Raw genomic sequence first — 11,779 nt, 5'->3', positions numbered from 1 at the left:
CTACGCCGAGAGTAGTTGGTGGGTGACTGCCTGCGAGGGTAGGAAGCTGCCGCGCTTTATATTGATGGAGGATTAGCTCAGTTGGGAGAGCGTCTGCCTTACAAGCAGAGGGTCACAGGTTCGAGCCCTGTATCCTCCATTGAGCCGTTAGCTCAGTTGGTAGAGCATCTGACTTTTAATCAGAGGGTCGACAGTTCGAGCCTGTCACGGCTCATTTCCATTAGGTTCTTCATCTGCGGGTGTGGCGGAACTGGCAGACGCGCTAGATTTAGGTTCTAGTGGTTAATACCGTGGGGGTTCGAGTCCCTTCACCCGCATTACGCCGACTTAGCTCAGCTGGCAGAGCACCTGTCTTGTAAACAGGGGGTCGGAGGTTCGAACCCTCTAGTCGGCATCTTACCAGTTTGCGGAAGTAGTTCAGTGGTAGAACGCCACCTTGCCATGGTGGAGGTCGCGGGTTCGAATCCCGTCTTCCGCTTTCACGAGCTGCCGGGATGGCGAAACTGGTAGACGCACAGGACTTAAAATCCTGCGGTAAGTGATTACCGTGTCGGTTCGAACCCGACTCTCGGCATTACATTTTATGCACCCATAGCGCAATTGGATAGAGTGTCTGACTACGAATCAGAAGGTTGTAGGTTCGACTCCTACTGGGTGCATCCCGGGTTCCTCCCGGCAATTGCATTGCGGAAGTAGTTCAGTGGTAGAACGCCACCTTGCCATGGTGGAGGTCGCGGGTTCGAATCCCGTCTTCCGCTTCATCGGGAAATAGCTCAGCTTGGTAGAGCGCTACGTTCGGGACGTAGAGGTCGCAAGTTCGAATCTTGTTTTCCCGATCTGCAACTGATGTCAGTCGACATCAGTTTTTTTGTGTATTCAGGCGCGGTGAACGGTGCTGGCTTTTTCGCTGAGAACCAGTATAATTAAGGTCAAGATTAGTCAAAGTCAAAAAGGGTGAAGCGAATGCAAGGACAAAACATTTCCGATGTGATCGAACATTATCTGAAAGCCATGCTCGATTCCTCGAGGCAGGTCGAAATCAGCCGCGCTGAAATCGCCCAGCACTTCAATTGCGTCCCGTCCCAAATCAATTATGTGATCAAGACCCGCTTCACCCCTCAGCGCGGATACGTGGTTGAAAGCAAGCGCGGCGGGGGTGGCTATATTCGCATACTCAAGGTGCACCTGCGAGACGATCAGGACCTAATCTCGTTGATGGCCCAAAATATCCCGCAGCTGCTTCGGGAGCGGGATGGGGAGGCACTGATCCAACAGCTGTACGACGCCGATTTGATCGATCGGCAGTCAGGCAACATGATGCTGGCCGTGCTGAGCCACCAGACTTTGAACATGGGGGACCGTGAGGCGGAAGAGACCTTGCGTGCACGACTGCTACTTGCTTTTCTCGACAGTTTGCGGTATGAAAGATAGAACCCAATTAATTTGTTTTTAATGTTTGCTGAGCAGATTTGAAGTTATCAAAGGGAGCGTGCTTATGGACAACTTATTTACCCCAAGTGCAAAAAATGTACTGATGATTGCACAGGAACAAGCCAAGTACTTCCACCACCATGCCGTGGGAACGGAGCACTTGCTGATGGCGCTCGTCATGGAGCAAGAGGGGATCGCCGGCAAGACGCTGCGTCAGCTCAGCATTTCCGAACAAGATATTCATGATGAAATTGAACGCTTTACCGGCTATGGGACGGTTGACGAAGGCAGTCAGAGCAAGGATGCTTATCTGCCCTACTCACCGAAGGGCAAAGAAATCCTGAGTTTTGCCGGCGATGAAGCCAAGCGCCTCGGCGCCCTTAAAATCGGGACCGAGCACATTCTGCTGGGGCTCTTGCGCGAAGACGACATCCTGGCAGCCCGCATTTTGCAGGACCTGGATCTTAGCCTCGCTAAAACTCGGCAGCTGGTTTTGAAGAAAATGGGCATTTCAGACGCCGCAGCTAAGCACCGCGGGGCCGCTGGCGCACCGCGCGGCGGTCGGCCGGCCAGTCAGGGGACGCCAACGCTTGATGGCCTGGCGCGTGACCTGACCCAACTGGCGCGCGAAAACCGCATGGATCCAGTGGTTGGCCGCGACAAGGAAGTCCGTCGGCTGATTCAGATCCTGGCCCGGCGTACCAAGAACAACCCGGTGCTGATCGGGGAACCGGGCGTCGGTAAAACGGCGATTGCCGAGGGCTTTGCCGAGAAGATCGTCGCCGGGGAAGTGCCGGACGACATGAAGAACAAGCGCTTGATGGCGCTCGACATGGGCTCGTTGGTCGCAGGCACTAAGTATCGCGGCGAGTTTGAAGATCGGCTCAAGAAAGTCATCGATGAGATTTATCAAGACGGCAATGTCATCCTGTTTGTCGACGAACTGCACACCCTGATCGGGGCGGGCGGCGCTGAAGGTGCAATCGATGCCAGCAATATTTTGAAGCCGTCACTGGCGCGCGGCGAACTGCAACTGATCGGTGCAACGACGCTGGATGAGTACCAGAAGTACATCGAAAAAGACGCTGCGCTCGAGCGGCGGTTTGCGACAATCACTGTTGAGGAGCCAAGTGAGGCGGAGGCCGAACAGATTCTCAAGGGGCTGCGGCCGCGCTACGAGGCGCATCACGGGGTCACCATCACCGACGAGGCGCTGCACGAGGCCGTTTCCTTGTCCAGTCGCTATATTTCCGGCCGCTTTTTGCCCGACAAGGCCATCGATCTGATGGACGAAAGTGCGGCGAAGGTGCGCTTGGATGAGGCGGATCGCCCAACCAAGGCCGATAAGCTGCAAAAGCAGCTGAAGGAAACGGTCAAGGCCAAGGACGATGCCATCATGCATCAGGACTTCGAAACTGCCGCAACGATCCGTGAAAAAGAGCAGAAGCTGCGGACCAAGATTGACGCGGCGCCTGAGCCAGTGGATGCCAACGGCGTGCGGACCGACGTGAAGGTGGGTCCGGAAGACGTGGCCGAAGTGGTGTCCCAGTGGACCGGCGTGCCGGTCACCCAGCTGCAGAAGAAAGAATCCGAGCGGCTGGTCAACCTGGAGAAGGTCCTGCATGAGCGCGTCGTTGGGCAAGACGAAGCAGTGTCTGCCGTTTCGCGGGCGATCCGCCGGGCGCGCAGTGGCCTCAAGGACCCAACGCGGCCAATCGGGTCGTTCATGTTTCTCGGCCCGACTGGGGTCGGCAAAACCGAACTCGCCAAGGCACTGGCTGAGGCAATGTTTGGCGCAGAAGACGCCATGATCCGGGTCGACATGTCTGAATACATGGAGAAGTACAGCACTAGTCGGCTGATTGGTGCGGCCCCTGGCTACGTCGGGTACGACGAAGGCGGCCAGCTGACCGAGCAGGTGCGTAACAAACCATACTCCGTCGTGCTGCTGGATGAAGTCGAAAAGGCCCACCCAGACGTCTTCAATATCTTGCTTCAGGTCCTAGACGATGGCTTCCTCACCGATTCAAAGGGCCGGCGGGTCGATTTCCGCAACACCATTTTGATCATGACGTCCAACATTGGGGCGACCTCGCTGCGAGACGACAAGGCAGTGGGCTTTGGTAAGGAAAGTCCAACCCAGGACTTCAAGTCCATGAAGTCGCGGATGCTGGAAGAGCTGAAGAAGGCGTTCCGGCCGGAGTTCCTGAACCGAATCGACGAAACCGTCGTGTTCCACAGTCTGACGGAAAAAGAGTTGCATGAGATCGTTAAGATCATGACCAAGCAAGTCCTGCACCGCCTGAGCGATCAGGACATCACGGTCAAAATCACGCCAGCTGGCATCAATGCCGTTGCCAAGGCAGGGTTTGATCCGGAGTACGGGGCGCGGCCGATTCGCCGGGCACTCCAGCGTGACGTTGAGGATCAGCTGTCCGAACTTCTGTTGACCGGCCAGGCCAGCGCAGGGGACACGATTACCATCGGCGCGACGAAAGGCAAGCTGACCTTCCATATTAAGAAGGGCCAGCAGCCCGCGCAAAAGGCCAAAGAGCCGGTCCACGCGTAATCAGGGGAGATTGACAAGCCGTCCTAAACGAGGTAACATTAGTGCAATTGCATTTCGGCTAGGACATCAGTTGCGGCGATCTATTGTCCGTCGTGACATATAAAAACGTAAAAGTAGTACCGGTGTGAATCATCGTCTGCTTTTCGTTTTTTTTTGCTCAAAACGTCCGCTAACCACCGACTGTATTCTAAATTTAACAATCGTTACATTAAATTTACAGTCAAGATGGCCGAAAAATCCAATGAGGGGTGAACAATTTGGCAGGACACTTAGTGAATTACGGCAAACACCGCACTCGCCGTTCCTATTCCCGCATCAAAGAAGTTCTCGATCTGCCTAACTTGATCGAGATCCAGACCAACTCCTATCAGTGGTTCCTTGACGAAGGCTTAAAGGAAATGTTCGACGACATCATGCCGATCGAAGATTTCCAGGGCAAACTGTCCTTGGAATATGTTGATTATCAGTTGCTGGAACCAAAATATACCGTTGATGAAGCGCGTCAACACGACGCTAACTATTCGGCGCCGCTGCACGTCACCTTGCGCTTGACGAACCACGAGACTGGCGAGATCAAGAGTCAGGACGTGTTCTTTGGCGACTTCCCGCTGATGACCAAGCAAGGCACGTTTATCATTAACGGCGCTGAGCGAGTTATCGTTTCTCAGTTGGTCCGTAGTCCTGGCGTTTACTACAACAGCGCCACCGACAAGAACTCGCGTGTCACATATGGTGCCACGGTGATCCCAAACCGCGGGGCTTGGCTTGAATACGAAACCGACGCCAAGGATCTGGCGTATGTGCGGATCGACCGCACGCGCAAGATTCCAATGACGGAGCTGGTGCGCGCACTCGGCTTTGGCGCCGACCAGGACATCTTGGATATCTTTGGCGACAACGATTCCTTGATGCTGACACTGGAAAAGGATGTTCACAAGAACACCGACGATTCGCGTACCGACGAGTCGTTGAAGGATATTTACGAACGGCTACGTCCAGGCGAGCCGAAGACTGCCGATTCTTCACGGTCCTTGCTGTACGCCCGGTTCTTTGATCCGAAGCGCTACGACATGGCCTTTGTCGGCCGCTACAAGGTCAACAAGAAGCTGAGCCTGAAGACTCGCCTCCTTGGCCAGACCTTGGCAGAAACGCTGGCGGATCCAGATACCGGTGAAGTCATCGCGCAAAAGGGCGACAAGATCGATCGCCACGTTATGGACACGCTTGGCGGCTATCTAGATCGTGACGATTTCAAGACCGTCACTTACCAGCCGTCCGACCAAGGGGTGGTCACTGATCCGATGACCGTGCAGGTCGTGAAGGTCTTTTCGAAAGTTAACCCGGAGAAAGAGGTCAAGCTGATCGGCAACGGTCACATCGATCCGAAGGCCAAGCACCTGATGCCAGCCGATGTCATTGCGTCGATGAATTACTTCCTGAACCTTCAGGAAGGCATCGGCTCAACCGATGATATCGACCACTTGGGTAATCGTCGGATCCGTTCCGTGGGTGAATTGCTGCAGAACCAGTTCCGCATTGGCCTGTCTCGGATGGAGCGTGTGGTCCGCGAGCGGATGTCGATCCAAGACGCCGCCACGGTCACCCCGCAGCAGTTGATCAACATTCGGCCAGTGGTTGCGTCGGTCAAGGAATTCTTCGGCAGTTCACAGCTGTCTCAATTCATGGACCAGACGAACCCGCTGGGCGAGCTGACGCATAAGCGGCGCCTGTCTGCCCTTGGGCCTGGTGGTTTAACGCGTGACCGTGCCGGCTACGAAGTGCGTGATGTACACTACACACATTACGGTCGCATGTGCCCGATTGAAACGCCTGAAGGCCCAAACATCGGGCTGATCAATAGTCTGGCGTCTTACGCGGTGGTCAACAAGTATGGGTTCATCGAAACCCCTTATCGCCGTGTGTCCTGGGATACGCATAAAGTCACCGACAAAATCGATTACCTGACCGCTGACGAGGAAGATAACTATGTTGTCGCTCAGGCCAACGCCAAGTTGAACGACGACGGCTCGTTTGCCGAAGACGCGATTCTGGCCCGGTCGAAGGATGTCAACATTGAAACGACTGCTGACCACATCGACTACATGGACGTTTCGCCTAAGCAAGTTGTCGCGGTCGCGACGGCCTGCATTCCGTTCTTGGAAAACGACGACTCGAACCGTGCGCTGATGGGTGCCAACATGCAGCGTCAGGCTGTACCTTTGATCAACCCGCACGCCCCACTGATTGGGACCGGGATGGAATACAAGGCGGCTCACGACTCCGGGATCGCCGTGCTTGCTGAGCACGCCGGTACCGTTGAGTATGTCGACGCCAAGGTGATCAAGATCCGCCGCGATGACGGCGCGCAAGACACTTACAAACTCATGAAGTTCCAGCGGTCGAACGCCGGCAAGAACTACAACCAGCGGCCGATCGTGCGTCTGGGTGACAAAGTCGACGAAGACGAAATCATCGCCGATGGCCCAGCGATGGAGAATGGAGAGCTGGCTTTGGGCCAGAACCCAGTTATCGCCTTCATGACATGGAACATGTACAACTACGAAGACGCGATTGTGCTGTCTGAGAAGCTGGTCAAGGACGACGCCTACACCTCGATTCATATTGAGGAGTACGAATCTGAAGCCCGCGACACCAAGCTCGGGCCTGAAGAAATCACGCGTGAAATTCCGAACGTCGGCGAAGATGCGCTGAAGGATCTCGATGAATTCGGGATCGTGCGCATCGGGGCTGAAGTTCGCGACGGCGACATTCTGGTCGGCAAGGTCACCCCTAAAGGGGTCACAGAGCTGTCCGCTGAGGAACGTCTGCTGCACGCCATCTTTGGCGAAAAGGCGCGTGAAGTGCGTGACACCTCACTGCGGGTCCCTCATGGCGGCGGCGGCATCATTCAAGACGTCCGCATCTTCACCCGGGAAGCCGGCGATGAGCTGTCTCCTGGTGTGAACATGATGGTTCGGGTCTACATTACCCAAAAGCGGAAGATTCAGGTCGGCGACAAGATGTCCGGCCGTCACGGGAACAAAGGGACCGTTTCGGTCGTTGTGCCTGAAGAGGATATGCCGTACCTGCCAGATGGCACGCCAGTCGATATTCTCCTGTCACCAATGGGTGTGCCTTCCCGTATGAACATCGGGCAGGTGCTGGAACTCCACTTGGGAATGGCGGCTCGCAACTTGGGCATTCACATTGCCAGCCCAGTCTTTGACGGGGCGAACGATGACGACCTGTGGGCAACCGTCAAGGAAGCCGGCATGGCCGCAGATGGCAAGTCCATCCTCTATGATGGTCGCACCGGCGAACCATTTGAAAACCGGGTCTCGGTCGGCGTCATGTACTACCTGAAGCTGGCCCACATGGTCGACGATAAGATCCATGCCCGTTCCATTGGACCTTACTCCCTGGTTACGCAGCAGCCGCTGGGTGGTAAAGCTCAGTTCGGCGGTCAGCGGTTCGGGGAAATGGAAGTTTGGGCCTTGGAAGCTTACGGGGCGGCTTACACCCTGCAAGAAATTCTGACGTACAAGTCCGATGACGTCGTTGGCCGGGTCAAGACCTATGAAGCCATCGTCAAAGGCGAGCAGATTCCACAACCTGGTGTCCCGGAATCATTCCGGGTGCTGGTCAAGGAACTGCAGGCACTGGGTCTGGACATGAAGGTCCTGGATCAGGATAAGAATGAAATTGAGCTGCGCGACATGGACGACGACGATGACGATGTTGTGTCAGTCGATGCCCTAGCTAAGTTTGCGCAGGAGCAAGAAGAGAAGAAGGCCAAGGACGCCGCGAACGTAGCGACCGATCAGCCAACTTCCGGCGAAACTAAGAAATAGGAGGTTAGCCCTTTGATTGATGTCAACAAGTTTGAAAGTATGCAAATCGGCCTAGCCTCGCCTGACAAGATCCGCAGTTGGTCGTACGGGGAAGTTAAAAAGCCCGAGACCATCAACTACCGGACACTGAAGCCAGAGCGGGACGGACTGTTTGATGAACGCATCTTCGGGCCAACCAAAGACTGGGAATGTGCCTGCGGGAAGTACAAGCGGATCCGCTATAAGGGGATTGTTTGTGACCGCTGCGGGGTCGAAGTGACTCGTTCCAAGGTGCGCCGTGAGCGCATGGGCCACATCGAGTTGGCAGCACCAGTTTCCCACATTTGGTACTTCAAGGGCATCCCGAGCCGGATGGGTCTGGTTTTGGACATGTCCCCACGCGCCCTTGAAGAAGTGATCTACTTTGCTTCTTATGTTGTGATCGACCCAGGTGACACGCCGCTTGAAAAGAAGCAGCTGCTGTCTGAGCGTGATTACCGCGAAAAGCGCGACGAGTACGGGACCGGTTTTGACGCCAAAATGGGTGCCGAAGCGGTCAAGGAACTCCTGCAGAAGGTCGACCTCCCTAAGGAAGTTGCCGAATTGAAGGAAGACCTGAAGAAGGCTCAGGGCCAAAAGCGGACCCGTGCGATCCGCCGGTTGGACATTCTGGATGCTTTCTTGGAATCCGGCAATGACCCGGCTTGGATGGTCATGGACACCATTCCAGTCATCCCACCGGATCTGCGCCCAATGGTTCAGCTGGAAGGCGGCCGCTTTGCGACTTCCGACCTCAATGACCTGTACCGCCGGGTGATCAACCGCAACAACCGGTTGAAGCGTCTGCTTGACCTGAACGCGCCGAACATCATCGTGCAAAACGAAAAGCGCATGCTCCAGGAAGCTGTCGATGCCTTGATCGATAACGGGCGGCGCGGTCGTCCCGTCACCGGGCCAGGCAACCGGCCACTGAAGTCCCTGAGCCACATGCTCAAAGGGAAACAGGGCCGGTTCCGTCAGAACTTGCTGGGCAAGCGTGTCGATTATTCCGGCCGTTCTGTCATCGACGTCATGCCGACGCTGAAGTTCTATCAATGCGGTTTGCCGCGTTCGATGGCGCTTGAGTTGTTCAAACCGTTCGTGATGCATGAGCTGGTTGCCCGCAACCTGGCCTCCAACATCAAGAACGCTCGCCGCAAGATCGACCGCGAAGACGAGGACATCTGGGATGTGCTCGAAGACGTGATCAAGGAGCGGCCGGTGCTGTTAAACCGTGCCCCTACGCTGCACCGTCTGGGGATTCAGGCCTTCGAGCCCGTCTTAGTTGACGGTAAGTCGATTCGCCTGCACCCGCTGGTTTGTGAAGCTTACAACGCCGACTTCGACGGGGATCAGATGGCGATCCACGTGCCGCTGTCAGATGAGGCTCAAGCGGAAGCCCGCATGCTGATGCTGGCCGCCCACCACATTCTGGCCCCTCGTGACGGCAAGCCGATTGTCACCCCGTCTCAGGATATCGTTTTGGGTAACTACTACCTGACGATGGAGCAGAAGGGCCGCGAAGGCGAAGGCATGATCTTCAAGGACACCAACGAAGTGCTGATGGCCTTGCAAAACGGCGACGTGCACCTGCACAGCCGGATCGGCCTGGCGGTTTCGTCGCTGCCAAAGAAGCCATTCACTGACGAGCAGCGTCACCAGATCATGGTGACCTCAGTCGGCCGCGTGATCTTTAACCAGATCATGCCAGAAGACTTCCCGTTCCTGAACGTTGCGACACAGGACAACATCGTCAACGGTGTGCCTGACAAGTACTTCTTGAAGCCTGGCGAGGACATTCATGCCTACTTGCGTGATGCACCGATCACTGAGCCGTTTAAGAAGAGCTTCCTGTCGGACATCATTGCCGAAGTGTTCAAGGTTTACAAAGTGCAGCGGACCTCTGATCTGCTGGATGACATGAAGACCTTGGGCTACACCCAGTCCACTCATTCTGGTTTGACCGTTGGGGTTGCCGACGTGCCAGAACTGGCAGAAAAGCCGGAAATCGTTGATGCGGCCCACAAGAAGGTCGCGACGGTTTCCAAGCAGTTCCGCCGCGGGCTGATCACCGATCAGGAACGTCATGATCGGGTCATCCAAATCTGGAACGACGCCAAGGACGAAATTCAGCAAAAGCTGATCGACGCCTTTGACCCGAACAACCCAATCTCCATGATGAGTGATTCCGGTGCTCGTGGTAACATTTCGAACTTTACTCAGCTTGCCGGCATGCGTGGTCTGATGGCTGCGCCTAACGGTGGGATGATGGAAGTGCCAGTGCTGTCGAACTTCCGTGAAGGCCTGTCCGTTATGGAAATGTTCATGTCCACTCACGGGGCCCGCAAGGGGATGACCGATACCGCGCTGAAGACTGCCGATTCAGGTTACCTGACTCGTCGGTTGGTCGACGTGGCGCAGGATGTCATCGTGCGTGAGGAAGACTGTGGCACCGATCGGGGCCTGGTCGTTTCGGCAATCAAGGAAGGCAACGAAATGATTGAGCCGCTTTACGACCGCTTGGTTGGTCGTTACGCGTCGAAGTCTGTCGTTAACCCTGACTCTGGCGAGATCATCGTCAAGAAGAACGAAATGATCGACGAAGACAAGGCGCAAGCCATTGTCGATGCCGGCATCGAACGTGTCACGATTCGTTCGATTTTCACCTGCAACACCCGTCATGGGGTTTGCCAAAAGTGCTACGGCCGCAACTTGGCCACTGGCGAGCAGGTTGAAGTCGGCGAAGCCGTCGGCACCGTTGCCGCTCAGTCGATCGGCGAACCTGGTACTCAGCTGACCATGCGTAACTTCCATACCGGCGGTGTTGCCGGCGGCGAAGATATCACGCAAGGGCTGCCCCGGGTTCAGGAAATCTTCGAAGCGCGTAACCCGAAGGGGCTCGCGGTCATCTCCGAAGTTGACGGGACTGTTTCTGCCATCGATGAAAATCCGGCTGAACATACCCGTGAGATTACGGTGGACGGTAAGACCGACACCCGGACGTACAGTGTGCCTTACGCGTCCTCTGTCGCGGTTGCTGAAGGCGACCACGTCGATCGCGGCGGCCGTCTGACCGGTGGGTCGATCGATCCGAAGGAACTGATCAAGGTTCAAGACGTCCTGACCACGGAAAACTACCTGCTGGCTGAAGTCCAGAAGGTTTACCGGATGCAGGGGGTTGAAATCGGCGATAAGCATATCGAAGTGATGGTGCGCCAGATGCTTCGCAAGATCCGGGTCATGGATCCGGGCGACACCGACATCTTGCCGGGGACGCTGCTTGATATTGCTGACTTCAAGGACCGCAACCAGAAGACGCTGATTTCTGGCGGCATTCCTGCCACCGGCCGGCCGGTGCTCCTTGGGATCACCAAGGCGTCACTGGAAACCAACTCCTTCCTGTCTGCGGCTTCCTTCCAGGAAACCACACGTGTCCTCACCGATGCGTCGATTCGCGGCAAGAACGATCCGCTGATCGGGCTAAAGGAAAATGTCATCATCGGTAAGATCATCCCAGCTGGGACTGGGATGGCCACCTACCGTCACATGGAGCCAAAGACCGTGGGCACTGTTTCAAACAGCGTCTACTCGATCTCTGACCTTGAAGCCAAGATGAAAGCTGAAGACGCCGCTAAGACGGACTCACCTGATTCAAAAGACTAGTCTGGATTCATTGAAAGACCCAGCGCAGGCATTGGCCAGCGTTGGGTCTTTTTATGTGCAGTCAATGCGGCGTGATCAGCGCCAGCAGTAGATAAGCCAAATGCAGGTGAAAAGTAAGCACCTAATAACAGACCGGATATGAATGCCAGCTTCTGGGCGATATGATTGCCTCATCAAATATGGTGAGGTGATTTTTATTGGATGAGAAGCCAGAGATTGTTCGCATCAAATTGGAAGAGAATCAACG

Annotated in this window: 4 protein-coding genes and 9 tRNA genes; all 13 read left to right on the top strand. The window is 55.5% G+C overall.

Features of this window, described 5'->3' with window-relative positions:
- Positions 1-66 precede the first annotated feature (66 nt).
- Positions 67-139: transfer RNA gene (locus JUE30_RS10580), tRNA-Val, on the top strand.
- 2 nt (positions 140-141) lie between these two features.
- A tRNA-Lys gene (locus JUE30_RS10575) sits at positions 142-214 on the top strand.
- A 21-nt stretch (positions 215-235) separates the two neighbouring features.
- A tRNA-Leu gene (locus tag JUE30_RS10570) sits at positions 236-317 on the top strand.
- A 4-nt stretch (positions 318-321) separates the two neighbouring features.
- Positions 322-394, top strand: a tRNA-Thr gene (locus JUE30_RS10565).
- Positions 395-406: 12 nt separating this feature from the next.
- Positions 407-478, top strand: a tRNA-Gly gene (locus JUE30_RS10560).
- 10 nt (positions 479-488) lie between these two features.
- Positions 489-574: transfer RNA gene (locus tag JUE30_RS10555), tRNA-Leu, on the top strand.
- A gap of 11 nt (positions 575-585) precedes the next feature.
- Positions 586-659 (top strand) — tRNA-Arg (locus tag JUE30_RS10550).
- A 27-nt stretch (positions 660-686) separates the two neighbouring features.
- Positions 687-758 (top strand) — tRNA-Gly (locus JUE30_RS10545).
- Between the two features lie 4 nt (positions 759-762).
- Positions 763-836, top strand: a tRNA-Pro gene (locus JUE30_RS10540).
- A 127-nt stretch (positions 837-963) separates the two neighbouring features.
- Complete coding sequence (locus JUE30_RS10535) at positions 964-1,431, top strand: CtsR family transcriptional regulator (protein ID WP_203624809.1); 468 nt, start codon at positions 964-966, stop codon at positions 1,429-1,431.
- 64 nt (positions 1,432-1,495) lie between these two features.
- Positions 1,496-4,000, top strand: coding sequence for an ATP-dependent Clp protease ATP-binding subunit (locus JUE30_RS10530; RefSeq protein WP_203624808.1), 2,505 nt, complete (start codon positions 1,496-1,498; stop codon positions 3,998-4,000).
- 248 nt (positions 4,001-4,248) lie between these two features.
- Positions 4,249-7,851, top strand: a complete 3,603-nt coding sequence (locus JUE30_RS10525) for a DNA-directed RNA polymerase subunit beta (protein WP_304599175.1) — start codon at positions 4,249-4,251, stop codon at positions 7,849-7,851.
- 12 nt (positions 7,852-7,863) lie between these two features.
- On the top strand, positions 7,864-11,532 hold the full coding sequence (gene rpoC / locus JUE30_RS10520; protein WP_203624807.1) for a DNA-directed RNA polymerase subunit beta': 3,669 nt from the start codon (positions 7,864-7,866) through the stop codon (positions 11,530-11,532).
- Positions 11,533-11,779: the final 247 nt, after the last annotated feature.

The organism is Lacticaseibacillus sp. 866-1, from assembly GCF_016861825.1.
In the GTDB taxonomy this organism is placed as follows: domain Bacteria; phylum Bacillota; class Bacilli; order Lactobacillales; family Lactobacillaceae; genus Lacticaseibacillus.
Note: the sequence above shows the minus strand (reverse complement) of the source record. Positions and strands in the feature narration are given on the sequence as shown.

Excerpts from the sequence above, each read along its gene's own strand:
- JUE30_RS10530 (WP_203624808.1), top strand. The coding sequence starts at position 1,496 with ATGGACAACTTATTTACCCCAAGTGCAAAAAATGTACTGATGATTGCA.
- JUE30_RS10535 (WP_203624809.1), top strand. The coding sequence starts at position 964 with ATGCAAGGACAAAACATTTCCGATGTGATCGAACATTATCTGAAAGCC.